Genomic DNA, 26,265 nt, shown 5'->3' on the forward strand with positions numbered 1-26,265 from the left:
TAACCATAGTCTTTTAATTGGTTATAGTTTAAAACTTTCTGTAAACCATTGCGGCAATAATTCCCATGGCAACATAGAAGACAAAATAAAGTACAGCATTTAATAATGCTCCGGAAATTGAAATTAAATTAGTTGTAGAATAGTCAATCAGGCCTTCTCCTAGGCCAGAAAGCAGTGCCAACAGAAAACCAAATTTTACACCACTCGCAAGATTGAAAATTCCGTTTGCCCATTTCCCGTAAATGGTAGAAAATGCAAATCCCATTAATAGACATCCAACAAGTAAATGGAAATAGTCAGGATTTTCTCTCATAATATCGGGTCCAGAAACATAATTTGATAATAAGGGATCACCGATGATTCCCCAGATTAAGTAGCCTCCAAAAAATGCCCACAACGTAGTGGCAATTGTCGCAATGATGTTAGGTTTAGAAAACATGAATTATGGATTTAGTTAGTGATTGTTTATCTAAATGTAGTTAAAAATTAAAATCCTTTATTATTATTGTTAAAGTTTAATGTAGTTTACAAAATTGTAAGGAATAGGAAGTAAGTGCCACTAAGGCTGAAATATTTGTGAACCAACTATCACTTTGATGAAAGACCTTAATAATTTTTTCGATTCACCAGTACTGCTTAAGATTGGCTTCCACAGACTTTTTGAGTTTTATGAGTCTTGGTTAACTGACCCTAATCCTATTAAAGTCAATCGGGCTAAGGAACTCTTAAGTTTAAAGGAGTCGTTTCCTTATTTAAATGAAGGTATATCAGACCTAGATCTTTTGGAACAGTTGACAGATCAGTTGGAGTTTCTCCTAGAGGATTTGTTTCCTGATATGCTGGGCACAAATGAAATTAAGGCTGCTGGGGTTCCATACCGCAACTACTATTTTAAATATAGCTCCAGATTTAATAATATATTGAATAATGCTGGAAATGACTTTGTGCTTACTGTTCAAAATATAGTTGGTGATGATTTGTACATAGTGGCCTGTACAATGATTTTGCAGTTCTATTATGGTTATGAAATAAAGTTGAACAGACCATTTTTTTATCAAATACCAGATCAAAGAGGAATTATGAGGCATTATAAATTAATGTATAATGCTGACTTTACAGATATAATAATTAATGATGGTGTACAACCAATTACCCAAGAAGATTTTGAGGAATTGATTGATAATTTCCACGATGTCGATTTATGGAGAGAAAAGTTTCCTCCTCGTAGTTATACCATGAAAGGATTTATTATCAGTAATCTGTTTGATGTTACCCAAGATCAATCGGTCTCTAATTTCAAGTCTAATCTTATTGGAGATTTTAAGGAAATAAGCCATGAGGGTATTAAGGAAATTACCAAAACATTTCAATCCTTAATGGGGATACCAGATATTGAGGTCGGCTTTTCAGAATATATTGCTGAGGAAGAATCTTTTCAACTGTTGTTTGGTAATTACATGAATAGTTTTCTTTTAAACAAGGAGGATAGTAAAGATTGCCATAAAGCATTGTGTGATGATTCATATGAGTCTCTTGTTAATCACCATCAACTTGTTGCAATTTCCGATGTTGATAGATGTTACAAAAAGTCGAAGGGAAAAAATCCCCAATGTGTAGTGCTTTATAACCAAGGATATAAAAGTGCCTTACTTGTGCCTATAGCAGAAAAAGAAAAATTAATTGGTGTATTGGAATTGGTTTCTAAAACTCCAAAAGTTCTCAATAGTGTTACTGCTCAGAGACTAGAAGATGTTATGCCATTTATTGTTTCGGCTTTGCAAAGGGCGAAACGTGAAGAGGCAAATCTAATTGAAGCTATCATTCAACAAGAGTGTACCGCGATTCACCCAAGTGTGCATTGGAAGTTTAAAAGTGCCGCAAGGAAATTTATTCACCAAAACAAATTGGATGAAACAAACCCGCAATTTGATTCTATCAAATTTGACCAGGTGTATCCCTTGTTTGGTCAAATTGATATCCAAGGTTCCTCTGAAGCTCGAAATACAGCTACGAAGAAAGACCTTTGCCTACAGTTGCGTATGGTTGAAAAATTGATTTTAAACTTTAATGAACGAGAACCACTGCCCATTTTTAACCAGATTCTCAACTTAATCAATAAACATCTAGGCGATTTAGAAACAGAATTTAGGGTTGATTCTGAACAGCAAATTTTAAAATTCCTAAAGGAAGAAATTGATCCTATCTTAATTTTTCAGAAGAAAAAATACCCAGACTTTTTAGATGACATTGATTCTTACTTCCAGAGAATCGATCCTGTTTTGAATATTTTTTATGTACATCGTAAAAGTTATGATGAAACTGTTTCTAAGGTTAATTTCCATATGGCGGATTATTTAGACGGTAGACAAGTTGAAGCCCAAGCCATGTACCCACATTATTTTGAGCGATTTAAAACGGATGGGGTTGAGCATAATATGTACATAGGGGAAGCAATTACTAGAGAGGAGAGTTTTAATAAACTATACCTCTATAATTTGAGGTTATGGCAGTTGCAAGTTATGGTTGAAATGGAGAATGAATTTTATAGAAGAAAGCAGGAATATCCATTACAGTTAGATGTGGCATCAATGATTCTTGTTTATAATCAACCACTTTCAATCCATTTTAGAATGGACGAAAAACAGTTTGATGTAGATGGGACTTATAATGCCAGATATCAGGTGGTTAAAAAACGGGTTGATAAGGCCTTTGTAAAGGGAACCAATGAGCGCTTAACGCAAAATGGTAAAATAGCCATAGTCTATAGCCAAAAAGAAGACGAAACCGAATATCTGGAATACATAAAATTTCTGCAGGCTAAAAATTATTTAAATGATACTGTGGAAATCCTAGAATTAGAAGATTTGCAAGGTATTACTGGTCTTAAAGCGATTCGCGTTGGAGTTCTTTATCACAAAGAAAAGGATAAAGATTATTACTCCTACGAAGATTTAATGGATGAACTGAAGAATTAGCCTCTGTATTTAAAAGCTATAGCAAAAGCTATAACCGAAACTATTATGCCAATCATGAACACGTTATAAGTGTTTCTCAACAATCGGTATTTTCTATCAAGCACCTTACCCAAAAAATATAAATCCTTGGTAAGCGAGCTATAAACATAATTTTTGTCCTGAAGAAGTTCATCGATTGCCCATTGAAATTCCTTTAGTTCCATTTTGTGGAAATTACCAAAGAAAGTAAGATTCACCTCTTTTTTCCTTACATCTTCCTTGGTAAACTCACCTCTTGTAATGTTAGGTCTTGTAGCCATTATAGACATTATCATTGAGGCAATGCAGAAAATAGTAAAAATAATAGTTGGCCAAATTAGATAATCGTTAGTAGGATTATCTAGTTTAGAAATAAGATTAGAAAGTACCAGTGAAATAATAATTGCGTTTACAGACAAAAGAATGTTGGCTTTTGTATCAGCTATATCACTTAATTTAATGTGGTTTCGAAGAGCAACTCTGTAGAATGTTTGAATGCCTCTTTCTGGACTCGCATTCTTGGCGTCCGCCTTATATTGTGCTTTTAACTTTTCCTTCTTTAACTTTTTATTCTCCTTCTTCTTTTTCTTGATAAGACTTGCAAGGTTTTCATCTTTTGCCGCCTGCCAATTTCTAACTGCATAGGGAGTATAGTATTTGTGCACGTTAGAAAGGACACGAATATTTTCATCTACCCAATCAGAAGATGTGTATTCTTTAATACCCTGTATTTCGAGCTCTTTCCTTAAAAATTCTGAAGCTTCATCAAAATAGTCCTTTGCAAAATGCGATGCATCTGCATCCCTTATTATTTCCTCTAACTTAGAATTTGGCTGATTTTGGAATTCAGTGGCCATGATGCATTTGTTCACTTCCTCTATGACATCTTCGTCAACATTTTCAGATTTGAGGAATTCGGTTGCTATCTTAACGCTTTCCTCTTCATGCCCTTTAACCGTTACCGTATAACCCGTATCGTGTAATAGGGCGGCAAGTTGAATAATTTCAGTTTCTTTGTCTGAAAGGTTTGAATGTTCCGCAATTTCCATTGCGCTCTTGTAAACTCTTTTTGTGTGGGTGTAATTATGATATATGAATGTATTCGGAAGTTTATTTTTGAAAAGTTCCAATACAAATTTGTCAGTTTTCTCAATGAGGGTCGACATAGGTCCTTTTATTATAGCGTTAGTTAACTCGCCAAATTACCTAAAAATAATTTACTATTTCTAACTCATAACATTTTGTTTTTGTAATTTATTAAATTCAAACACCTTAAAAATTGCTATTTATGCTTACTTGGAAAAATATTTTACATTTCTTAAAACACGGAAATCCTGAGCCAGATCAGCGAATTGAACTAAGCGAAGATGAATGGTGGCAAAAGTTAACCCCAGATCAATATAGAATAACCAGAAAAAAGGGGACGGAAGCTCCACATACAGGAGCTCTATGTTCTAGTTTTGAAGCAGGAAGGTACGATTGCGTATGTTGTGGATCCCCATTGTTCGATTCCACAATAAAGTATGAATCTAGCTCTGGTTGGCCAAGTTTCACGCAACCAATAAAAGAGAACGCCATTAAATATGAAAAGGACACCACATTTGGGATGATGCGTGTAGAGATACTTTGTAATACTTGTGATGCACATTTGGGCCATGTATTTCCCGATGGTCCTGAACCAAGCGGTTTACGTTATTGTGTTAATTCTGAATCTATAACTTTAAAAGAAACAGAAAATGCGTAGTGCTGAACTTCAAGTCGCTACTATTGGTGGAGGATGCTTTTGGTGCACTGAAGCTGTTTTTCAACGCCTTAAAGGAGTTGAGAAAGTAGTTTCTGGTTATAGTGGAGGTAATGTTCCGGGGAAACCTACTTATAGGGAGGTTTGTTCTGGGTTAACAGGCCATGCGGAGGTGATTCAAATTCATTACAATCCAGAAATCATAAGTTTTGAAGAATTACTCATCATATTTATGACCACCCACGATCCTACAACCTTAAACCAACAAGGTGCTGACCGTGGAACTCAATATAGATCTGTAATTTTTTACCATAATGAAGATCAAAAAGATGTGGCGGAGCAAGTTTTAAAGGAATTGACCTCAGAATTTGATAGGCCCATTGTTACTGAATTAAGTCCGTTGACCAATTTTTTTGAAGCTGAGGACTACCATCAGAATTACTACAACGATAACTCTACGCAAGGCTATTGTACTTTTGTTATAGATCCTAAATTGTATAAATTAAGACGTTTGTACGCTGATAAATTGAAACCAGAATCTTAATGATTTTAAATTTAGACGATTCCTTTACAAAAGAACTTGAGGCAGATCCGATAATGGAAAATTCTCGACGATTGGTTAGGGATGCTCATTTTTCATATGTTATGCCTAGGAAAACGTCTGACCCAAAACTGATTCATGTAAGTCCAGAGATGTTGGAACCATTAGGGATTTCTGGTAAGCAAATAGGAACAACGGATTTCTTGAATTTGGTTACTGGCAATCAAAACTTGCCGGGTTTTAATCCATATGCTATGGTTTATGCTGGCCATCAATTTGGAAATTGGGCTAGTCAATTAGGTGATGGCAGAGCTATTAACATAGCAGAGGTTCTTCATGATCAAAAACGATGGATACTGCAGCTGAAAGGGGCTGGAGAAACTCCTTATTCTAGATCTGCAGATGGCTTAGCGGTGTTGCGCTCCTCTATAAGAGAGTATTTATGCAGTGAAGCAATGTATCATTTAGGGGTACCTACAACGAGGGCTCTCTCTCTCGCATTGACTGGTGATCAGGTGTTGAGAGATGTTATGTACGATGGTAATGCTGCTTATGAAAAGGGAGCAATTGTTTGTAGGGTGGCACCTTCCTTTCTAAGGTTTGGAAATTATCAATGGTTTGCCTCACAGAATAAAATTAAGGAGCTAAAGCAATTAACAGATTATACTATCAAATATTTTTTTGATGAAGTGCCTCAACTTCATGATAATATTTATTTGAACTTTTTTCAAAAGGTTTGTGATCTAACTAGGGAAATGATTACCCATTGGCAGAGGGTTGGTTTTGTTCATGGAGTAATGAATACCGATAACATGTCTATTCTTGGTTTAACGATTGATTATGGCCCATACGGATGGTTAGATGATTTTAATCCTAATTGGACTCCTAACACTACAGATCGAACACATAAGCGTTACCGTTATATCAATCAGCCAAATATTGCACTTTGGAATTTATACCAATTAGCAAACGCATTAGTTCCCTTAATTAATGAAACGGAAGGATTTGAAAGCATTTTAAATACCTATCCAGATCAATTTAAAACCTCATATCAAAATATGATGAGGAAAAAATTAGGTTTAATTAATGAAGGTGATACAGATGATAAGCTAATCGGCGAATTAGTTGAAAATCTTCAAATGATTGAAACGGATATGACCATATTTTTTAGAGAATTGGCAAAGCTTTCTAAGAATGATGTTATTTCAACCACAGAATTAGTTAAATTCAGTTTTTATAATGAACAGGAATTGAATAAAATTCAAACAGACAAGTGGTTAGATTGGTTTCAACGGTATAAAGAAAGATTACAAAATGAAGTGATTACAGATGAAGAACGGGCTTTTAATATGAATTTGGTTAACCCGAAATATGTGCTGAGAAATTATATGGCACAAATGGCCATTGATGAAGCTGATTCTGGAAATTTTGACCTAATTGACGAATTATTTCAATTGCTAAAGAATCCTTATAAAGAACAATTAGATAACGAAAAATGGTATGCCAAAAGGCCAGAATGGGCAAGAGATAAAATTGGGTGTTCCATGTTGTCCTGCAGTTCCTAAGGAGATTTTTTAAAATTTTATGAGCAAAATCGGTTAATATTTGTACCGTATAAGCTAAGACCCCACTTCTGTTTATCTTTGTTTTGTAAGTTCAAATTAGATTGCATGAAAATATCCTTAAAAGTAGTCTTTGCCCTTAGCTTAATTTTTCTAATTTCTGCTTGTGCCACCTACAAGCCTCAATACGCATCAGAAGACTTTAAAGAAATTGAATTTCCTGAGAAGAAGGAAATCAACCGAACCTTTTATTTAATTGGTGATGCTGGTGTTTCTCCTATGGATGGAATGTCTGAGGGATTGATGGCCTTTAAAAAATATATTGAAGGTCGAGGGACAAAAGATGATTATGCAATTTTTTTGGGAGACAATATTTACCCAGAGGGGATGCCGAAAGATAAAAGCTCGGCCCGTCCCTATGCTGAAAACAATCTTAATGCCCAAGTAAAGGCCGTAACCGATTTTAAGGGGTCTACTCTTTTTATACCAGGTAATCACGACTGGTATTCGAAGGGGCCAGTAGGGTTAAAGGATGAAGAGAAATTTATTGAAGATGCTTTAGGAGATAATACATTTCAACCGGAAAATGGGTGTCCATTAGAATCCATTGATATCAGTGACACGGTTCAATTACTTGTAGTAGATTCACAATGGTTTTTGACTAATTGGGACTATCACCCGACTATTAATGATGACTGTGAAATTAAAACCCGTGAGCGATTCTTTATTGAACTTGAAGGGGAAATTAAAAAAGCCCAAGGTAAAACAGTCGTTCTTGCCATGCACCATCCAATGTTTACTTATGGCGCTCATGGTGGGCATTATTCATTAAGAAAACACCTTTTTCCACTTCAATCAGATATTCCAATGCCGGGATTAGCTTCTCTATTGACTCAAATTAGAACTCAAGGTGGTATCTCTATACAAGATCGATACAACGAAAGCTATAATAACCTCATGAAACGTATTGAAACGTTGGTTATTGAAAGTGGCAAAATTGTAATTGTTTCGGGCCACGAGCATAATATACAGTATATAGAAAGTGAGGATGACGTTAAGCAGATCGTTTCAGGTGCAGGTTCAAAAGAATCCTTTGCTGCTTTAGGAAAAGAAGGTCTTTTTAGCTATGGCCGTCAAGGATTTGCCGAGCTTACCGTTTTTAAGGATGGAAGCAGTTGGGTACGGATTTATAGTGCTGAGAATGGAGAGCCAAAATTATTGTTTCAACATGAAGTTTATCCTCCTGATGAACAGTTCGATTTATCACAATTGCCAGATGAGTTTCCTGAAGAAGTAGAAACTTCGATATATACAAAACCAGAAACAGATGTTTCAAGCTTTTATGAAACTGTTTTGGGAGATCGATACCGTGATGTTTACGGAGCGAATATCAAAGTAAAGGTTGCCACATTGGATACTCTTTATGGAGGATTAGAAGTCGTAAGAGCTGGAGGTGGTCACCAAACTAGATCTTTAAGATTAAAAAGAAAAGATGGCAGGGAATTAAATATGAGGGCTCTTCGTAAGAGCGCAACACAATATTTGCAAACCGTATTGTTCAAGGATACCTATATCCAAGATGATTTTGAGCAGACCGAAATAGAAGATTTAATATTGGATTTTTATACCGCTGCACATCCATATGCATTTTTAGCAATGCCAGATTTATCGGATGCTGCTGCCGTTTATCATACCAATCCTAAACTTTATTATATACCAAAACATAAAGCGCTTGGAAAATATAATAAAGATTATGGTGGAGAAATTTATATGATCGTTGAACGACCTGAAGAAAATTATACCAGCGAGCGCACATTCGGTTATGCAGATGATATTGAGAGCACACACGATATTATTGAGAAAATCCGTGAAGACGAAAAGTATAAGATAGATGAGGAAGTTTATATACGCTCGCGATTGTTTGATATGCTTGTGGGGGATTGGGATAGACACCAAGACCAATGGCGTTGGGCACAATTCGACATGAACAATGGAGACAAGATTTATCGCCCTATTCCACGAGATCGAGATCAGGTATTTTCAAATTTCGATGGTGCCTTGTTAGATTTAATGAGAGTTATTTCTGGTTCTGCAAAAACATTACAGGTTTACGATGCAGAACTTAAGGATATTGAATGGATGAATGCGGCAGGTGTAAAGCTGGATAGGGTTTTGGTTCAGCAATCTGAATTAAGGGCATGGTTAAACCAGGCAAGATATCTACAGGATCATATTTCAGATGAGGTAATTGAAAATGCCTTCAATAAAATTCCTGAAGAGGTTAGGGGTAAAACAATAGATGATATCAAGGAGAAGCTAAAAGGACGTAGGGAGAATATGATTGATATTGCTACTCGTTATTATAATTATCTTAATGGCTTAGTGATATTAACGGGTACGGATAAAGATGATTATATTGAAATCACTAGGGTAGGCGATGGGCAAACACATGTTAAAATTTCAAGGATTAAGGATGGGGAAAAGGCAGATGTAATTGTTGATAGAACTTTTGATAGATCCGTCACAAAAGAAATTTGGATTTATGGTTTAGATGATGACGATATTTTTGAAACCAATGGAAAGGCAAATAATCCTATTTTCACTAGAATCATAGGAGGTTTAGGTAATGATATTTATCGCCTAAATGAAGGTCGAAGAATTAAAGTTTATGACCACCAATCCAAGAAAAACACTTTTGAGAAAAAAGGTGGTGCCCAAATTAAAACCACTGACGTTTATAACTTAAACTTATTCGACTTTCAGAAGTATATTTCCAAGAACAGTGTAATGACTCCTAGCATTGGGTATAATCCGGATGACGGAGTTAAGGTTGGGTTTCAAACAACAAAAGTGATCAATGGTTTCCAGAGAAATCCATTTTCGCATCAACATAAGTTAAAAGGGGGTTACTTTTTTGCAACTAAAGGTTTTGCCCTGTCTTATGATGGTGAGTTCGCAAACATAATGAATGATTGGAATCTACAACTCACAGGACTGTTTACCAGTAACAATTTTACATTTAATTACTTTGGTTATGGTAACGATACTGAAAACTTGGATGATGATTTAGGGTTAGACTACAATCGGGTAAAAACAAGTATCATACGTGCTTCTGGAGGAATTCTGAGAAAGCCTGCATTTGGATCTGATTATGGTATTCGTGCTATTGTTGAAGGTATCAAGATTGAACAAACAGACGATAGATATATCACTGATGAATTTGTAGAACGTGATGAAGAATTTTATGAAAGAAAATATTTCGGAAGTTTAGAAGCTGAATTTAAGTACCACAGTTCGGATAATAATCTGAATCCCACTAGAGGAATGAATTTTCTTTTAAATATAGGGGGGACTTCCAATTTTGATGACTTCGATTCCACATTCGGATATATTAATACGGATATTGGATTCTATAATGCTTTAACTAGAAATAGAAAGTTAGTTTTAAAAACTGATGCTCGTGCACAATTTAGGATAGGAGATGATTATATGTTCTATCAGGCTGCGAATTTAGGAGGTAGAAACGGACTTAGAGGTTATAGAACTGAGCGTTTTACCGGTCGAAGTTCATTTGTTGGTAGTGCAGATGTGAGATATAGCTTCCGTTCATTCCAAACAAAGATTTTGCCAATACAAATAGGGATATTTACCGGTTTTGATGTTGGTCGTGTTTGGGCTAAAGGTGAAAATTCTAAACAATGGCATAACGATTATGGGGGAGGCTTTTGGGTAACCGCTGCCGAATCTATATCTGGGACCTTCAACCTATTTCATGGAGCCGAAGGATTGCGTTTCTCATTTGGTTTCGGCTTAAATTTTTAAAAGAATAAATCTACATATTACAAATTGAAAGAGCTAATTCAAAAAGGGCTAGGCTTATTGTCACGTATCAAAAATAAGATAGCTTTTTATCCTACTATATTGAGTTTAGCAGGCTTGGCTTTTTCGTTTATCATGTATTATATTGAAAGTCGTGGGGTATCTTCCTATTTAAAAGAAGAATTACCCATGCTTGTAATTAACAATTCAGATACGGCTAGGGTTATTTTGTCTGTTTTTATTGGTGGTCTCATTTCAATAATGGTATTTAGCTTTTCAATGGTGATGATCCTGCTTAATCAGGCTAGTAGTAATTTCTCTCCGCGAGTTCTTCCAGGTTTAATTTCCAACAAAAAACACCAAATTATTTTGGGTATTTATAATGCCAGTCTTCTTTATTGCATTTTTACCTTGGTTGCAATAGAAGGGGAGGGGGATCAAGTAAACATGCCGGGATTTTCTGTATTGCTCTCCATTGTTTTTATGGTAATCTGCCTTGGAGCATTTATATACTTTTTGCATTCGATTTCCCAAGGAATTCAAGTGGATAATATTATAAGTAGGATAAAAGAAACAGGGATTAAACGAATGAGAAAATTTGTTAAACGCAATCAAGAGTCGACGACGAAACTTCCCCAGAAGAAAGCTTCTTATGTTTTTAAATCCAAGCGTTCTGGCTATTTGCAGAGTATCCAAATTAACTCCTTAAAAGAGAAATTGGCAGAAAATGATTTAATTCTGCAAACACTTATTCCTATTGGTTCATATGTTTTTGAAGGAACTCCCATGTTTAAAATATCTGAGCAACTGAACAAAGAGGATGAAGAGGATATTAGTGAATTATTTGTATATGCGAATAATGAACTGGTAAATGAAAATTACGTATTGGCGTTTAAACAAATAACCGAAATAGCCGTTAAGGCAATGTCGCCTGGAATTAACGACCCAGGAACTGCCATAAATGCCATAAATGCACTAACTGATTTATTTCTAGAACGAATTCAAATTAATAACCATAGTGAATATTTGCATAACGATAAGGTGGTTTTAAAAACCAAGGATTTTACCTTTAAGGAGATTTTACATGCAACTATGGCTTCTTTAAGAACTTATTGTACCAAAGATGTTTTGGTTTCCCAAAAATTAATGCAAATGCTTCTTCAGCTTTATGATCATAAAGCATTTGGTAAACCGTCTTTTAAAAAACAAGTTAGGAGGGAAATGAAGTTGTTATATAAAGACCTTAAGGGTAACCTCAAGAATGAATCAGATTTGAAAGCCTTTAAAAACCTGAAGTTCAAATGCTAGTTCGGCAGATAATTTTGAATAAATTCACAATCCGTTAAACCATTAAAAGCTAACAGTTTTGTCGCAGCATTTAGTAATTATTGGAGGTGGTTTTGCCGGAATTAATCTGGCTAAAAAAATGTGTGGTGATAAGGCTTATCATATAACTCTTATTGATAAGAATAACTATAACTTTTTTACGCCTCTAATTTATCAAGTTGGAACAGGTTATCTAGATCCCTCCTCAATTACTTATCCCTTTAGAAATCTGTTCCGAAAAAAAGAAAACGTACGTTTTAGGCTTGGCGAATTTGAAAAAGTGGACCTAACAAACAAGAAAGTAATTCTAAATAATGGAGAGGTAGCATATGACCATTTAATTATTGCCACTGGTACGCATACAAATTTCTTTGGAAATAAGTCGATAGAAGAAAAAGCTATTCCTATGAAAACCCTTGAGGATGCCCTCGAGATGCGAAACCTATTGCTGCAGCGGTTGGAATATGCAACAAGGTTAAAAAATAAGCAGGAAAGAATTCCTTGGCTAAATATGGTAATAGCAGGAGGGGGGGCTTCTGGTGTTGAAATTTCAGGGATTTTTGCAGAATTAAAAAATCAAACAATACGCAAAGAATTTCCCGAATTAGTGGATTCTGGCGCTAACATTTATTTGGTAAATAGTCGCGGTGAATTATTGACTCCAATGAGTAAAGAAAGCCAAAGTTACACCCTCGAAAAATTGACTCAAATGGGTGTAAAGGTAATTTTAAACACGAGGGTTTCAGGCTTTGATGGAGAGGTGGTTCAGTTAAGCAATGGTAGCCAAATAGAAAGCAAAAATTTAATTTGGGCAACAGGTGTTATTGGTTTTAAATTTGAAGGATTTCCAAATGAATCTTATGGTCCCGGGCACAGATTGAAGGTGAATGATTTTAATATGGTAGAGGGGGTAGATCATGTTTATGCCCTCGGTGATGCCTGTTTTATGCTAAGCGATCCTCAATTTACGTATGGTCACCCCCAATTAGCTCAGGTAGCTATTCAACAGGGGAAACTTTTGGCTGCTAATTTGAAGAGAATGGCTAAAGGAGATTCCTTGAAAGCATTTCGCTATGTTGACAAAGGTTCAATGGCGATAATCGGTGTTAACAAGGCAGTGGCTGATTTGCCTAAAATCCATTTTAATGGTGTATTTGCGTGGTTTCTTTGGATTTTTGTACATATTTTATCATTAATCAATTATAGAAACCGTTGGAGAACGTTTTACAATTGGTCCATAGAATACCTTACCAAAAATCAAGATCTTCGTTTAATAATTAGGCCAAAGGACAAAATTGATTGATTTGTTACTTTGGGTTTATACTTTTAAAAAATAGAAGATTTAATGGGTAATTTGAAGTTGCGATTTTAAATCAATTCTATAATGAAACTTTCAATTTTTAATTCTTAATATCCACTTAAGGCTCCACTCTTTTAAATCGCATTAACACCTTGTCATCAAGTTTAAGTACGAGTTTATCATTTTCTCCGAATTCGAAACTGTTGACTTTTGCCATTGCATTTCTGAAGAACTTTTCTCCTTCGCCACAGTACATCATCGTAGACGGACCAGGTTCGCCAAATGTTATATTAGCACCTACTAAATTAAATTCAGCCCCATAACCATTGCAGCCGCTATTGCCTTCTGCCCTCTTGCTGTCTTTTTTGAATTCTATTTTTGGGTTTTTAGAGGGAAATAATTCTGCAAAATCAGTGTCAGGCTCTGATAAATATTCCAGTTCCCATGCAGTTTCGTAAAGTTTTTCAGTGGGGACTTTTTGGGAGGTAACACAAGAGCCAATAATTAGAAATGAAATAAGTGCAATAATGGGGCATATGTTTTTCATATTAAATTCTTTTACCTGTTTAGTTTTGCCAAGGTCGTGATTTTTTTCAATATTATAAATAGGGAATTTATAACAACTTGATGGAACAAACCCTGCATATAAAAAGCATATTGTTGCGTGTGTTCAATTTCGTTATCTTTAAGGAAAACCAAAACAGATGAAACCGTTAAAAAAAGAGGATATACAACAGGAAGTGTTCGATCTTTACGATGATTATGCCCATAATCGACTTGATAGAAGAGGGTTTATAGAAAAATTGTCTGTCTATGCCGTAGGTGGTATAACTGTAGGATCCTTGTTAAGTTTTATTTCTCCCGATTACTTAAATACCATTTTGGTTCCTCAAGATGACCCTAGATTAGATTCCAAAACCATTACATATGAGTCTCCCAAAGGAGGTGGAACCATCAGTGGGCTGTTGTCGATGCCAAAAAATGCTTCCGGCAAGTTACCGGGAATTGTTGTGGTTCATGAAAATAGGGGCCTTAACCCATATATTGCAGATGTGGGTCGAAGAGCAGCTTTAGAAGGATTTATAAGCTTGGCACCAGATGCCTTAAGTCCCTTAGGAGGTTATCCTGGCAATGATGATGAAGGTCGTACCATGCAACGGCAGCGTGACAGATTTGAGATGCTGGAGGACTTTATTGCAGCCTTTGAGTATTTGAAAAATAATGAGAACTGCACAGGTAAAGTAGGTGTCGTCGGTTTCTGTTTTGGGGGCTGGATATCTAATATGATGGCCGTTAAATTGCCTGATTTAGGAGCAGCTGTACCATTTTATGGTGGGCAACCATCTGCTGAGGAGACGGCACAAATAAAAGCACCTCTACTTATTCATTATGGTGAATTAGATACAAGAGTGAATGCAGGATGGCCCGATTACGAAAAGGCGCTGAAAGAAAATAATGTGGATTATCAGATGTTTATGTATCCTAATGCTAATCATGGTTTTCATAACAATACGACGCCTAGATATGATGAGCAGGCTGCCAATCTAGCTTGGAAACGAACCATTGAATTTTTTGAAAAATATTTAAAGGTATAGGAGGCTTATTTATTCTTGATACTATTTAATTCAGCTTTTTAATTAAATGATAGGTGAATTCTATCATTTCCTTGAAATTCTCTTTGGATATTTTTTCGTCTATGCCATGAAATCGTGACATGTTTTCATTATTTATACGCATTGGATAAAAGCGATAGACCTCATCCGAAATATCATAAAAATATCGTGCATCTGTTCCTCCTCCAATCAACCCTGGTACTACGATAGAGGTAGGAAACATGGATCGAATTGTTTTTTCCAATCCTCTATACATATCCGAATCAATTGTCGATACTGGTGATGGATTGGTTAAGAAACCTACTTCCTCAACTTTCACTTTATCACTTACTGTATTTTCAATATGTTCCTTAACGGATTCAATACTTTCCCCAGGTAAAATCCGAAAATTAATTGTGGCTTCAGCAACTGTAGGTATAATATTGTTCTTTAATCCTCCATTTATTATTGTCGGAGCAGTAGTAGTATGGGAATTTAAACCTTCAAGTATAGGCTTTTTAAATAGCCAAGGATTGGCAAATGCCATACGTTTCCAAAAAGGAAATTCTGGGCCTAAATAATCAAATTGATAGGTAACCGGTTCCACTAGTCTATAAGGCAGTTGATTGTTTTCTAAGTCAACTATTGCCTTAGCCAAAATGCCAATGGTGTTTTCTTTTGGAGGTTGGGAACTATGTCCACCCAAAGTCTCAACAATCAATCTAAAAGAAGCAAATCCTTTTTCTGAAAGGTTAACCATTGCTGCTTCCCTGTCAAGACCAGGAATCATACCCTCAGCAATAAAACCACCTTCATCTAGGGTCATTGCTGCATGTACACCCTTTTGTTTCAAATGTTCTGCGATTTTGGCCGCTCCGTTACTTCCCCCAACTTCTTCGTCATGACCAAAGGCGAGATATATTGTTCTTTCGGGGGTGTAATTTTGTTCTAATAGTAACTCGATGGCTTCCATAACTGCAATTAAAGAACCTTTATCATCCATGGTTCCTCTACCAAGAATATATTCATCAGTTACCTTGCCATCGAAAGGTCCGGCTTCCCATTTATCTAAAGTCGGAGCATCCACGGGAACCACATCTTGATGGGACATAAAAATCAGAGGTTTTTTGGAATCATCAGAACCCTTCCAAGTATATAATAAGCTATAGACATTTATTTTCTCCAATGTCAATTTTTCATGAATTAAAGGATAGGTTTCAGTCAAGAAATCATGGAACCCATTAAAAGCGGTGCTATCTGGGACAGCGTCTTCACTATATGAAATGGTTTTAAATTGAATGGCTTTCCCTAAATTTTCGTAAACAGAATTAGGTATGGCAACCTCTGTAAGCTGCTCTGGTTCAACTTGCTTTGATGATAGAGATAGTGTGTTAAAAACAAGAATTCCAAAAAGTAATAAGGCAATTAGAAGAATTGCAAAAAGAATTTTTTTCATTTCGGTTAGTTAAGGCGGTCAATAAATTTAAAGCAATATCTATTAAAATGGTAACATTAGTAATAAATTAAAGGATTTTCAGAATAACTTTTGAACCATAGATGCGAAGAGTTTGAATATTTATTATTCATTTCAACAATAAACAAAACCCGCCTTTTGGCGGGTTTAAATTATCTTTAATTGAATTAATATAGGCGATAAGCGGGAGCTGGAATACCCTTCATCCTTAGCGAAACAAGAGCTTGAGCTCTGTGGTGAGTGATATGGTCTAAAATAAAATCAAAGGCTTTGGATTTCGGAAATTCAGGAGAATTTGGGTCGAAGGGGACTTTAAATGTAGCAGTCATATCCTTTTCAGTCATCGAAGCGAATTTGGCATCAAGAGCGTCCATAGATTCTTTTAACATTGCAATGCATTTTGCTTTATCTGCACCGATTTCTTTTTCCATTTTGGCGGCAGCCCCAAATTCCTCTGGGGTAGGCATTGGTTTGTCATTGATCAAAACATCTACTAAGAATTGGGTTGATAAAGCAATATGAGCTAATTGTTCCCCAAAACTTCTCACAGAATCTGTTGGCCTAAGGGTGTAACTGTCCGCTGGCATGGCCTCTGCTAATTCTAAGGTGTAGGTTTTGGTGCCTCCTAATAATGAACCGCCATCGGAAGCAGATTCATTTTTCGATATTGTGTTAGGATTATTTACAGAATAACAGGTTAGGGTTAAAAGGGCAAGAACTAATGATAATCGGATTTGTTTCATAATGGTTTGATTTTGTGAATCTTAAAGGTAATTAAAAAATTATCTGAATGTGTACAGTCCCCTATTGAAGTTACTTTTTTGTTTTATTCTGTTATCAGAATGTTGGGGTTACGATCATTTTCCCAAAAAAGAGTTTTTTGAGTTTAATTTTGTTTACCTCTTATTCCATTGAAATATTACTTCAGCAAATAATAAAGGAACAGCCCAAACCATCCAAACTATTGTTGGGGCTCTCTCTACAAAAGTTCCGATTTCTGATAGAAATGAGGAATCGTTTAGATATCGAAATGCAACAAAGCCAAATGTTACGATATAACTTCTAATCATCCATAGACGGTGTTGTTCTATTCTTTTTAAGCGAATACTCCTATATGCCATAAATGCAGTCGTAAACCATGCTAGAGCCAACATTTGAAGACTAAAGCCCCAAGTCCAATGAATTCCCATAGATTTTCCCCAAGCTAAAAAGGTGGAACTAACCACAGCGATTAAAATTGCTATCAAATAAATCTTACCTAAGGTTCTGTGAAGTTTAATGTATTTGTTCCGAAATTTTGAATAGAATTGGAAAGGTCCAATCAGCAATGCTAATATTCCACCAGTCAAATGTCCCATTAAGGGCCATTTGTGAGGGAAATAGTTCCCTAATACAGCTTCGTCCAAAGAATAATATTTCACTTCATTAAGTATGAATTTTAGGGCTATAAGAAAAAGGAGACCTAATAAAATTAGGGTGATCACAGATTTTCTTTTTCTGTCGGGGAAAGTTACACTCGATTTCATTTGTTAAAGGTTGTTAGTTAGATAGTTATGTAAAAATTAAGCCTATGGCAAACTAAGTGTGGAAAAGCGAGTTGTAGGTTGGAGCTACAAAGTGGAGATTATAAAATTAAATAATTTATAATCAACTATGTTAGGTTAATCCTCAATAATTCAGGATGATGTAGTGATGTGTAAGTATTTTATATTCTCTAATTTTTACTCAGAATCGGTAGTGGAGAACAATTGTTCGGTATAATCTAATAATTCAGATCCTCCATATTGGCCATGCCCGGGAATAAATATTTTTGCGCTGGGATAAGAGTTTCTTAAATGTTTTATGCTATTTGGCCAGGCTTCAACATTAGAGTCTCCTAAGAAACCTTTTCCAGAATCGACCGATTTTAATAGGCAGCCGCCAAAAATTACTTCTTCCTGCGGATAGTATCCTATAATGTTATCATTTGTGTGGCCCTCTCCAACAAAAGAAGCATAAACACTTTGATCCCCTACCTTTAATTCCAGTTCGGTTAACAAGCCTTCAATGGGTTTGCTAAAGGATTTATTTTTAGCGTTTAAATTGTGTACCGTTAAATTATTGGCATATGCAGGAATGTCTTGTTCCATAAATCCTTCGATTCCGGCTAAACAATCATCGTGAAAATGAGTTGGGATTATGGCTTTTGGTGTGCTTTTAAGGCTGTCCTTTATAAACTGGATAAGTTCATTAGAACCTATATCGGTGGTAGGTGTATCGAAAACAACCGCTTCATTTTCGTTTACTACAACCATACCATTACATCCCACTTTGCCATAGTCTGAGGTATTTAGAAAAGAGATATGCTCATAAACATGGTCGCTCAATTTTTGAATAATCAGATTGTTGGACTGATAAACGACAAGTTCATCTAGGATAGGAGTGTCAAAAGGGAGGGAGGTTTCAGCCTTTTCTTCCTGTACCGTTGGAGCTGGTTTAATTTCTGAAGTGTTCTTTTTGCATGAAAAAATGAATAGAAAGGTAAAAAGACAGCAGGTAATTAAATGTCTTGTCATTGATGTTACTTTGAGATGATGCTAAAGTATCGATTTATTTTTAGCGATATGAATTTATGGCTTTTTAGTTGCTCTCGATAACTTGGCCGTCCTCTCGATACAAATCAATTTTTCCATCTAATAGCACTGCTATAACCGTTACTTCGTCATCCAAGGTCTTTTCTGGAACGTCTATATAAACAATCCCCGGAACCGAACTCCAATATTGTTTCATCTTAACATCCCAATTCAGCTTGGTTCCGTTACCAACGACATACATTCTGTTGATTTTGTTTTTAATTCCTTTTAGCATCAGTGGGCCATTTGGTTTATGAGGAACAAATAAATAGAGAATGGTTCCTTCTTTGTTTAAAGTAGTGGGTCCGTAATAATGTTCTAATGGAATGCCAGCTCGACTGCCATAAATAGATTCGGCATGTTTGTTAGTCCAACGGCCAAGATCTTTTAATATTTTAACTTGTTCGTCAGGGATATTACCATCTGCCTTTGGTCCTATATCCAATAACAAATTACCGCCTTTACTAATGCAGTCTACCAACATTCGGATCACTTGATTGGAGCTTTTATAATTATGGTCATTTGCCTGAAAACCCCAACTATCGTTCATGGTCATGCACAATTCCCAATATCGGTTTTTCGGTGCTGTAATTGGTAAACCTTGCTCTGGAGTTGCATAATCACCATAACCTTGAATTCGACTATTTAAGATTACTTTGCTATTCCAGCTCCGTAAGGATTCACTCAATTCTTTAGCTCGCCATTTCTCTGCGGATTGTTCCCAATCCCCGTCAAACCAAAACAAATCGGGTTTAAATTTTTTTGAAAGTTCTTCTAACTGACAAAAATTGAAATTCACAAATCGATCCCATTTCAATGAATCTTCTTCATATCTTTTTTCAGTTCTAGTTTTATTAGGATAATCGGGGTGTGACCAATCTAAAAGTGAATAATATAGCCCGACTTTAAGGTTTTCATTTTGTATGGCTTTTACAAAGGGAGTAACAACATCTTCTTTTGCAGGAGTTTTCATTTTAATACTTAAATCTCCACAATCAGTATCCCACAAAGCCACTCCATCATGATGCTTGGTTGTGAGTACGGCATATTTAGCACCGCTTTCTGCAAATAATTTAGCCCACTGTTTCGGTTTATATTTCTCGGCTGTAAACCCAACGAGCTGTTTCATGTAATCATCGTAGGAAATATAACCATTAAAAAATGACCAACTTTCGTCTATCCCATTAACTGCGTAGATACCCCAATGAATAAAAATGCCAAGTTTGGCATCTTCAAACCATTGCATACGCTGGTTTTTTTCTGATTCAGTTTCTTGGCTGTAAAGAGCATGGTAGCAAATAAAGCTTATCAATAAGAAGATAACTTTCTTCATGTGATGATTTTAATTGGATAAAGAATTTTTTTCTTTTTGAAATAAAAGATAGGAATAAATCACAGGAATTAGGGTTATGGTCACTGTAACTGCAAAAAAGACAATAAAATTAACTTTCCTATCTAATACAAGACAGGAAATTACAATCAATAACCCACCAAACACCCAAAGTTTTCCTCCAAGTTTATGGGTTTCTTTCCAAACTTTTTCATTTTCTAGGGTCCATGGGGTACGTATTCCGATAAAATAATTGGATTGGATTGTTTTAAAATAGTTTCCCAGAATGATAAATAATGCCCCTATCCCAATAAGGATATAATTGGGATTTGAAATACTTTCATTTTTAACAGAATAAACAATATAAAATGCTAATAGGGACATAAAAGTGACCATAATAAATTTTAAGGATTGAAATTTGCCGCCCATCTTTTCAATTTTATTCTTCGGGTCGATCTTTGGTATCACCAAGAATAATCCATAAATAAATATGGGAATAAATAGGGTTACCGCTAAGATTTCCATTTTGCTTCCATATCGGTCTATTTCACCATTTATATTCCAATGAACAGGTACTTTTTGGGGTAATTCGTTCCAAACTGTTGCCAAATAAATAATCGGTAATAAAACTATTGCAATAAGCGGAAGTTCCTTTTTTGGATTCATCAGATCAGTTTTTAAGGGAAATTATCCAATTAATGAGGTCTTCAAGAATGGTGGTGTTAAGTGAATACTCTACAAATTGACCTTTTTTTTCTGAGGTAATTAAATCGGCCCTTTTAAGGATGTCTAAATGATGCGAAATACTGGGTTTGGAAATGTCAAAACGATCGGCAATTTCACCCGCATTCATATCACTTTCCCTCAATAGCTCAATTATTTGCCTTCGGGTTTCATCGTTAAGTGCCTTGAAGAGCGCATTCATTAATTAGTTATTTAGATAAATGTCTAAATATTAATCTAATTTTCAAAATATTATTAAATGAAATGGAACTTCATTCCTTCGTGGGAGGCCTTGAAACCCAAGCTTTCATAAAATTTAATGGCTTCAGGCCTTTGCTTGTCTGTTGTTAATTGAAGTAAATGTGCGCCTCGTTCTTTAGATCGTTCAATTGCCCATAAAAACATGTTCTTTCCAACCCCCTTACCACGATGGTCTTTGTGTACTCTCACAGCTTCAATTTGAGCTCGAGTGCTTCCTTGATAGGTGAGATAAGGTATAAAAGTAAGTTGAAAGGTTCCCAGAATGTCTCCCTCCTCATTTTCTAATATCATCAGTTCTTGGTTGACATCAGAATCTATTCGATCAAATGCGGTTAAATAATCCTCAGGAAGTGGTATCTGGAAAATTTCTCTTGTTTTACCTAATGCATCATCCGCGATCATTTCCACAATTTTACTTAGGTCTTTTATAGTGGCTTTTCTGAACTCTAATTTTTTTTCGTCCATAGGGCATAAGATTGCTTTAAAAGTTAAAGATACGCTATTGTAAGTTCTGTTTTATTCATGATTTTTTTATTGAATTGAACCTAAATTTTATAATAGATTGATGTAAATTGAACGTCATACTAACCAATCTTATATGTCTGCTTTAAAAAACCGCTACCTCTCTTTAGATGTGTTTCGAGGACTAGACGTAGCCCTTATGATAATTGTAAATTCTCCTGGTTCTTGGAGTACTGCCTATTCCCCTTTGTTACATGCAGATTGGCATGGATTTACCCTTACGGATTTAGTTTTCCCGACCTTTCTTTTTGTAGTTGGGAATTCAATGAGTTTTAGTTTGAAGAAGTATGAAGCAATTGGCAATGCTGCCTTTTTCAAAAAAATATTGAAACGTACTTTCATCATCTTTTTAATTGGATTTTTGATCTATTGGTTTCCTTTTTTCAGGGATGGTGAATTAAAACCTCTAGACCAAACCCGCATTTTTGGTGTGTTGCAACGCATAGCCCTTTGTTATTTCTTTGCCGCGGTTTTACTTCATTATCTCAATACAAGGCAGGTGATTTGGTTTAGTGCATTGTCTCTTATAGCCTATAATATCATACTAATTGTTTTTGGGGATTTATCTTTGGAAGGAAATGCTGTATTAAAGTTGGACCGTTGGTTGATAGGCCCAAATCATATGTATAAAGGCGAAGGCATTGCTTTCGATCCGGAAGGCTTGTTGAGTACTTTACCTGCAATTAGTAATGTTATTTTTGGTTTTCTAGCAGGGAAATTTATTCAGAAAAATGGTCAGAATTTTGAAACTATTGCGAAACTATTGATGGCTGGTGCAGTGTTGATTTTTTTCGCCTTTGCCTGGGATTTAATTTTCCCGATTAACAAAAAGCTTTGGACCAGCTCTTTTGTGTTATTAACCACAGGTATTGATCTGTTTGTAATCGGTCTGTTGGTTTATGTCTTAGATATGCGAAAAGCCAAAGGTTGGACCTATTTTTTTGAAGTATTCGGGAGGAACCCATTATTCATATATCTACTTTCAATCTTGATTGTTATCATCCTTCTCAATGCTAGGATCGGTGAATCTTCCGCTTATGGCTACATTGCTCGAAACATTTTTATGGGTAACCTAGGTGGAAAATTTGGATCGTTAATGTTCGCGCTTTGGATTATGATCATGTGTTGGATGGCTGGTTATCTGCTTGATAAGCGTAAAATCTATATTAAGGTTTAAAGACGGAGTATAAATAATTTATATTACAAGAAATCCTCTAAAGCCCCTAGCAGCATAGTACGATTCTGCTCCATTGTGATAGATAAAAACCCGACTAAATCTGTAGTCGCCAAATATAGCGCCCCCTAATTTTCGAATAGATTCTGGGGTTTTGAGCCAAGAAGACGTTTTCGTGTCGAATTCTCCAATTTCTTGTAGTTGGTAATATTGGTTTTCGTCCAATAATTCAATGCCCAGTTTTGCGGCAACATCCACGGCATTATTTTCTGGCTTGAATTTTTTTCGAGAGTTCCAGGCCACTTTGTCATAACATAAACTTCTTCTTCCTTCTGGGCTTTCTTTACAACAATCTACAAAGACGGGACCCTCCAATTTCTCCTTAAAACATACAACATCCGGTTCTCCGCCAGTTTCTTCCATCCCCCAAAGAATAATTAATTTCTCAGGTCTTTTTTCGAGTTTAGATTCAATCTCATACCAATTGATTCCTTCATGTCGAGACTTGTTCTTTTCAAACCGACTCCTTAAAACATTAAGGAATTCAATTTTTTTTTCAGGGTTTAGATTTTGAGGTTGTTGCATAAGATCTGTAAATGTGAGATATTTTATGGCTTTAAATTTATAAATACCAAAACAAAATAAATTGTAAAACCTCCCAAAGCCAATAAATAGGGTCTATAATTTCTTCCATTCTTCTTATCCCAAATTATTAATCCTGATAAAATAAGTGGAATACATCCCCATGTAATAAGTGGTCCCCAATAATTGCCAACAGAAGTATAATGTGATAAGATTCTTGCCACCGTAGGTCCAATAAATATTAGAGTAACTGCAATCATATATCGCATGTGTACGGTAACCTTCTTTTTGTTTTTAATTGCTAAAGGGTAAAAAATAAGTAACAACAATAGGTCCATTATGGGGTTAATGGACGAAGCAAAATCAGAATAGGTTCGTTGGATTAATGGCAAGAAGGAAAGTACCAATAAACCAAATATCAGATAAGATATTTTTCCAAGGAGGCGGTGTGCCTTAAATTGTTTATAACGAAGTAATAAAGGCTGCGAAATAAGAAGGATGACCCACATCGCCGCGACAACTGCATGAAAATGTATATAACCGTCTATGCGATCATTGTTTAAAGGACTTTTAACAAGATAGGACTTATAAAATGCCAAGATTGCCATTGGAATCAATAACAAGAATATGTATCCAAGATTTTTGTAAGCTTTTTCCAATTTCTTATGATTTCGGTTTAGTTAGTAAAAGGAAGGTGACCAATAAATTTTAATGTTTTTCCTTGTGGTAATGTTGTTTTAAGAGGTCTTCCCCAAAATCATTTGTTTTATCCCTGAATATGGTATGAATATGGTCTCCTTTATAAATCCAACCTGCGTTATCATATTCAATAAGAAAATCCGGTCCGTTAATAACATAATAATGGTTCGTCTCTCTTGCTAGTCCACCGATCCATCCAAAATAGATATCCTCAACTCCATTATCTTCTAATTTTTTCAGATAAACTTCCGCTCTGTCTCTTTCAAAATTTTTAATCTATTCATTAATCAGGTGCTTTAATTGAGATTTTTGTTTCTCGTTTAGGGCCTCCCCTTTAATTCCTTGATATTCGGTTAGTCTTTGAGGTCCCTCAGGGGAGGTGATAATATCCATCGGGAACTCATCACTTATTATGGCTATACTTTTTTGTTGTTCGTTCAAAAGGTTAATTAATTCTATACCATAATCTTCTTCTTTGCTTAGAGCCCTAATGCCCGCAAATTGGGTTGTCCGAACCAGTGCTGGATCAGACCCTAAAAAGAGAGGTGTGATACTTATGTTACCATCTATTATAGTGAGGTTAATAGATAAGTGATGTCCTTCAAATTTTAACCCCCAATTACTTTGTTCTCCAGGATTTCCATAAATTGAAACATAGTAATTTCCATGTCCCCAATTTAAGGCCTGAAGTTCTTTCATGGTTTCAGGTTCCATCAATTTGTTTTCTATTGCTATTTCATAAATGCGAATGATATAATCATCCAAATGCATTATGTTATTGGTTTTTAAATAGCCTTGAGAACTAAAAATTGTGGTAAGTATTTCTTGAAATTGAATTTTGCTTTTTTCGGAAAGATCCCCATATCTTATTCCTGGCCTTTCAGCCATACCCACCGGAAGGTTGGTCCAGTTTGTCCTTAGAGTGTCCTCCAATTGATACGTAGTTATTTTTAACTCATCTGTGCTTAAGGTGTTTAAAAAATCTTGGGCGGCATTTGATAATAATTTTGCAGACTGGCCGTGAACAATATTCCCAATAACCAACAACGCAATAGAAAGTATCATTATTCTTTTCATGATTAATAATTTAAGATTGATTTTAGTTTTTGGGGAAGGTGATACAGAAATATTAGAGCGATTATTTCTGTAGTTCTAAAAATAAGGAAAAATGCCCTTGTTGTCCATATTTTATTTCCTAGTAGGACTTGGTCCGAAAATGTGTTAATTTGTCCTTAATTCTTTATCTATGTCAGTTTGAATTAATCTAGCCAATTTTTTGACAATTTCTAAGCCTCCAAGCCTATCCTTATGTATATCAATCATATCATATAATTTGGGATTTAGACTGCGATTTTCTCTAAAAGACTCCAAATCGTAAATGGTTGAAAATTCATCTTCAGCAGCTCCAGAAAACTCTGAAATAGATCTTGAATTAGGATTTTTTCCTGGTATAACTTCATAATATTCAGCTAATTCCATTATCAAACTATTGCTTAGTTGGAAACTTTGTTCAGAGTAACTATTTAAAAATTTAACCTGTCCGTAATATTCATGTAAATTATGTTTAAGTCTTTCTGAAGAAATCTGATTAATTAAGTCTGATGACATCAATTCTTTGTAGGCATTGTCTGAATATTTTATCACTGGCGTAAAGCACGCATATCTGAAGGCTAATTTAACGGTAGAATCCCCAGGCTGTAAAATATAGTCGGGATTATGTATTCGAAATAATTCTTCTGAGGCTTGCAGGAATAGATCTTTCTCTGCGGTATAAACATTATTAAAATACATACTGTCTTGGAAAAGTTCCTCCTTTAAATTTTGAAGTAGTTTAATGCTACGTTGAAATTCTTTTTGATTTTCATTCCAATTGTTAACTTGAAGTGCAATTAAAATTCCAATTACCACCAAAAAGATTTCCCCAATTGCATAAACCAAATACTTACCAAATTGACCTTTTGATACAGACTTTTCCCGGATCCTGTTAAACAGTTTAATCATTTAATTTTTAATA

General features: G+C 35.4%; 23 protein-coding genes and 1 pseudogene. 9 read left to right on the forward strand and 15 right to left on the reverse strand.

The window, feature by feature from the left end; translation table 11 throughout:
• Positions 1-28: 28 nt before the first annotated feature.
• On the reverse strand, positions 29-439 hold the full coding sequence (locus ISU00_RS09550; protein ID WP_228850432.1) for a hypothetical protein: 411 nt from the start codon (positions 437-439) through the stop codon (positions 29-31).
• 157 nt (positions 440-596) lie between these two features.
• Between ISU00_RS09550 and ISU00_RS09555 the strand changes: the two genes are divergently transcribed.
• On the forward strand, positions 597-2,975 hold the full coding sequence (locus ISU00_RS09555; protein WP_228850433.1) for a GAF domain-containing protein: 2,379 nt from the start codon (positions 597-599) through the stop codon (positions 2,973-2,975).
• On the opposite strand, the gene ISU00_RS09560 is transcribed toward ISU00_RS09555, so the two are convergent.
• Complete coding sequence (locus tag ISU00_RS09560; protein ID WP_228850434.1) at positions 2,972-4,159, reverse strand: Pycsar system effector family protein; 1,188 nt, start codon at positions 4,157-4,159, stop codon at positions 2,972-2,974. The two genes, ISU00_RS09555 and ISU00_RS09560, sit on opposite strands and share 4 nt — an antisense overlap.
• Before the next feature lie 122 nt (positions 4,160-4,281).
• On the opposite strand from ISU00_RS09560, the gene msrB reads away from it, so the two are divergent.
• The 6 genes from msrB (at position 4,282) to ISU00_RS09590 (ending at position 13,285) form a co-directional block, all read left to right on the forward strand.
• Positions 4,282-4,737: a peptide-methionine (R)-S-oxide reductase MsrB gene (msrB, locus tag ISU00_RS09565; protein ID WP_228850435.1), complete on the forward strand. Its 456-nt coding sequence runs from the start codon at positions 4,282-4,284 to the stop codon at positions 4,735-4,737.
• Positions 4,730-5,278: a peptide-methionine (S)-S-oxide reductase MsrA gene (gene msrA / locus ISU00_RS09570; protein ID WP_228850436.1), complete on the forward strand. Its 549-nt coding sequence runs from the start codon at positions 4,730-4,732 to the stop codon at positions 5,276-5,278. Before msrB ends, msrA begins: the two co-directional genes overlap by 8 nt.
• Entirely contained in the window at positions 5,278-6,840 is a 1,563-nt protein-coding gene (locus ISU00_RS09575; RefSeq protein ID WP_228850437.1) for a protein adenylyltransferase SelO, read from the forward strand. Before msrA ends, ISU00_RS09575 begins: the two co-directional genes overlap by 1 nt.
• Before the next feature lie 105 nt (positions 6,841-6,945).
• Positions 6,946-10,659, forward strand: coding sequence for a metallophosphoesterase (locus tag ISU00_RS09580; RefSeq protein WP_228850438.1), 3,714 nt, complete (start codon positions 6,946-6,948; stop codon positions 10,657-10,659).
• Positions 10,660-10,683: 24 nt separating this feature from the next.
• Positions 10,684-11,964 carry a DUF2254 domain-containing protein gene (locus ISU00_RS09585; RefSeq protein ID WP_228850439.1) on the forward strand — a complete coding sequence of 427 codons (1,281 nt, stop codon included), beginning with the start codon at positions 10,684-10,686 and terminating at the stop codon, positions 11,962-11,964.
• 58 nt (positions 11,965-12,022) lie between these two features.
• On the forward strand, positions 12,023-13,285 hold the full coding sequence (locus ISU00_RS09590) for an NAD(P)/FAD-dependent oxidoreductase (protein WP_228850440.1): 1,263 nt from the start codon (positions 12,023-12,025) through the stop codon (positions 13,283-13,285).
• Between the two features lie 115 nt (positions 13,286-13,400).
• Here the strand turns inward: ISU00_RS09590 and ISU00_RS09595 are convergent, their stop codons facing one another.
• Entirely contained in the window at positions 13,401-13,829 is a 429-nt protein-coding gene (locus ISU00_RS09595) for an META domain-containing protein (protein ID WP_228850441.1), read from the reverse strand.
• A gap of 157 nt (positions 13,830-13,986) precedes the next feature.
• On the opposite strand from ISU00_RS09595, the gene ISU00_RS09600 reads away from it, so the two are divergent.
• Complete coding sequence (locus tag ISU00_RS09600) at positions 13,987-14,877, forward strand: dienelactone hydrolase family protein (RefSeq protein ID WP_228850442.1); 891 nt, start codon at positions 13,987-13,989, stop codon at positions 14,875-14,877.
• Between the two features lie 25 nt (positions 14,878-14,902).
• Here the strand turns inward: ISU00_RS09600 and ISU00_RS09605 are convergent, their stop codons facing one another.
• The 8 genes from ISU00_RS09605 to ISU00_RS09640 form a co-directional block, all read right to left on the reverse strand.
• A complete protein-coding gene (locus ISU00_RS09605; protein ID WP_228850443.1) occupies positions 14,903-16,330 on the reverse strand; it encodes a M20 family peptidase in 1,428 nt (475 codons plus the stop codon).
• A gap of 185 nt (positions 16,331-16,515) precedes the next feature.
• Entirely contained in the window at positions 16,516-17,091 is a 576-nt protein-coding gene (locus ISU00_RS09610) for a DinB family protein (RefSeq protein WP_228850444.1), read from the reverse strand.
• 153 nt (positions 17,092-17,244) lie between these two features.
• The gene (locus tag ISU00_RS09615; protein WP_228850445.1) at positions 17,245-17,874 is read right to left on the reverse strand and encodes a DUF2306 domain-containing protein; all 630 of its coding nucleotides are present in this window, start codon (positions 17,872-17,874) and stop codon (positions 17,245-17,247) included.
• A 195-nt stretch (positions 17,875-18,069) separates the two neighbouring features.
• On the reverse strand, positions 18,070-18,903 hold the full coding sequence (gene bla / locus ISU00_RS09620; RefSeq protein WP_228850446.1) for a subclass B1 metallo-beta-lactamase: 834 nt from the start codon (positions 18,901-18,903) through the stop codon (positions 18,070-18,072).
• Between the two features lie 64 nt (positions 18,904-18,967).
• Entirely contained in the window at positions 18,968-20,293 is a 1,326-nt protein-coding gene (locus ISU00_RS09625) for an alpha-L-fucosidase (RefSeq protein ID WP_228850447.1), read from the reverse strand.
• 9 nt (positions 20,294-20,302) lie between these two features.
• Positions 20,303-20,956 (reverse strand): SdpI family protein, encoded by a 654-nt coding sequence (locus tag ISU00_RS09630; RefSeq protein ID WP_228850448.1) that lies wholly within the window; start codon positions 20,954-20,956, stop codon positions 20,303-20,305.
• 4 nt (positions 20,957-20,960) lie between these two features.
• Positions 20,961-21,215, reverse strand: a complete 255-nt coding sequence (locus tag ISU00_RS09635) for an autorepressor SdpR family transcription factor (protein WP_228850449.1) — start codon at positions 21,213-21,215, stop codon at positions 20,961-20,963.
• 53 nt (positions 21,216-21,268) lie between these two features.
• The gene (locus tag ISU00_RS09640; protein ID WP_228850450.1) at positions 21,269-21,739 is read right to left on the reverse strand and encodes a GNAT family N-acetyltransferase; all 471 of its coding nucleotides are present in this window, start codon (positions 21,737-21,739) and stop codon (positions 21,269-21,271) included.
• Positions 21,740-21,872: 133 nt separating this feature from the next.
• On the opposite strand from ISU00_RS09640, the gene ISU00_RS09645 reads away from it, so the two are divergent.
• Positions 21,873-22,973: an acyltransferase family protein gene (locus tag ISU00_RS09645; RefSeq protein WP_228850451.1), complete on the forward strand. Its 1,101-nt coding sequence runs from the start codon at positions 21,873-21,875 to the stop codon at positions 22,971-22,973.
• A gap of 18 nt (positions 22,974-22,991) precedes the next feature.
• Here ISU00_RS09645 and ISU00_RS09650 read toward each other — a convergent pair whose 3' ends face one another.
• From ISU00_RS09650 to ISU00_RS09665, 4 genes and pseudogenes are all read right to left on the reverse strand, one after another.
• Positions 22,992-23,555, reverse strand: coding sequence for a DUF4256 domain-containing protein (locus tag ISU00_RS09650; RefSeq protein WP_228850452.1), 564 nt, complete (start codon positions 23,553-23,555; stop codon positions 22,992-22,994).
• A 23-nt stretch (positions 23,556-23,578) separates the two neighbouring features.
• Positions 23,579-24,211: a hypothetical protein gene (locus tag ISU00_RS09655; protein ID WP_228850453.1), complete on the reverse strand. Its 633-nt coding sequence runs from the start codon at positions 24,209-24,211 to the stop codon at positions 23,579-23,581.
• 49 nt (positions 24,212-24,260) lie between these two features.
• A pseudogene (locus ISU00_RS09660) lies at positions 24,261-25,328 on the reverse strand (DUF3500 domain-containing protein).
• A gap of 144 nt (positions 25,329-25,472) precedes the next feature.
• The gene (locus ISU00_RS09665; protein ID WP_228850454.1) at positions 25,473-26,252 is read right to left on the reverse strand and encodes a DUF6090 family protein; all 780 of its coding nucleotides are present in this window, start codon (positions 26,250-26,252) and stop codon (positions 25,473-25,475) included.
• Positions 26,253-26,265 lie beyond the last annotated feature (13 nt).

It is taken from the genome of Aegicerativicinus sediminis, assembly GCF_015476115.1.
In the GTDB taxonomy this organism is placed as follows: Bacteria; Bacteroidota; Bacteroidia; order Flavobacteriales; family Flavobacteriaceae; genus Aegicerativicinus; species Aegicerativicinus sediminis.

What these genes read in the sequence shown, in the direction of transcription:
- ISU00_RS09555 (WP_228850433.1), top strand. Translation starts at nt 597, where the DNA reads ATGAAAGACCTTAATAATTTTTTCGATTCACCAGTACTGCTTAAGATT.
- ISU00_RS09610 (WP_228850444.1), bottom strand. Translation starts at nt 17,091, where the DNA reads ATGAAACAAATCCGATTATCATTAGTTCTTGCCCTTTTAACCCTAACC.
- msrA (WP_228850436.1), top strand. Translation starts at nt 4,730, where the DNA reads ATGCGTAGTGCTGAACTTCAAGTCGCTACTATTGGTGGAGGATGCTTT.
- ISU00_RS09580 (WP_228850438.1), top strand. Translation starts at nt 6,946, where the DNA reads ATGAAAATATCCTTAAAAGTAGTCTTTGCCCTTAGCTTAATTTTTCTA.
- ISU00_RS09600 (WP_228850442.1), top strand. Translation starts at nt 13,987, where the DNA reads ATGAAACCGTTAAAAAAAGAGGATATACAACAGGAAGTGTTCGATCTT.
- bla (WP_228850446.1), bottom strand. Translation starts at nt 18,903, where the DNA reads ATGACAAGACATTTAATTACCTGCTGTCTTTTTACCTTTCTATTCATT.
- ISU00_RS09550 (WP_228850432.1), bottom strand. Translation starts at nt 439, where the DNA reads ATGTTTTCTAAACCTAACATCATTGCGACAATTGCCACTACGTTGTGG.
- ISU00_RS09595 (WP_228850441.1), bottom strand. Translation starts at nt 13,829, where the DNA reads ATGAAAAACATATGCCCCATTATTGCACTTATTTCATTTCTAATTATT.
- ISU00_RS09605 (WP_228850443.1), bottom strand. Translation starts at nt 16,330, where the DNA reads ATGAAAAAAATTCTTTTTGCAATTCTTCTAATTGCCTTATTACTTTTT.
- ISU00_RS09640 (WP_228850450.1), bottom strand. Translation starts at nt 21,739, where the DNA reads ATGGACGAAAAAAAATTAGAGTTCAGAAAAGCCACTATAAAAGACCTA.
- ISU00_RS09645 (WP_228850451.1), top strand. Translation starts at nt 21,873, where the DNA reads ATGTCTGCTTTAAAAAACCGCTACCTCTCTTTAGATGTGTTTCGAGGA.
- ISU00_RS09650 (WP_228850452.1), bottom strand. Translation starts at nt 23,555, where the DNA reads ATGCAACAACCTCAAAATCTAAACCCTGAAAAAAAAATTGAATTCCTT.
- ISU00_RS09625 (WP_228850447.1), bottom strand. Translation starts at nt 20,293, where the DNA reads ATGAAGAAAGTTATCTTCTTATTGATAAGCTTTATTTGCTACCATGCT.
- ISU00_RS09575 (WP_228850437.1), top strand. Translation starts at nt 5,278, where the DNA reads ATGATTTTAAATTTAGACGATTCCTTTACAAAAGAACTTGAGGCAGAT.
- ISU00_RS09635 (WP_228850449.1), bottom strand. Translation starts at nt 21,215, where the DNA reads ATGAATGCGCTCTTCAAGGCACTTAACGATGAAACCCGAAGGCAAATA.
- ISU00_RS09665 (WP_228850454.1), bottom strand. Translation starts at nt 26,252, where the DNA reads ATGATTAAACTGTTTAACAGGATCCGGGAAAAGTCTGTATCAAAAGGT.
- ISU00_RS09630 (WP_228850448.1), bottom strand. Translation starts at nt 20,956, where the DNA reads ATGAATCCAAAAAAGGAACTTCCGCTTATTGCAATAGTTTTATTACCG.
- msrB (WP_228850435.1), top strand. Translation starts at nt 4,282, where the DNA reads ATGCTTACTTGGAAAAATATTTTACATTTCTTAAAACACGGAAATCCT.
- ISU00_RS09615 (WP_228850445.1), bottom strand. Translation starts at nt 17,874, where the DNA reads ATGAAATCGAGTGTAACTTTCCCCGACAGAAAAAGAAAATCTGTGATC.
- ISU00_RS09560 (WP_228850434.1), bottom strand. Translation starts at nt 4,159, where the DNA reads ATGTCGACCCTCATTGAGAAAACTGACAAATTTGTATTGGAACTTTTC.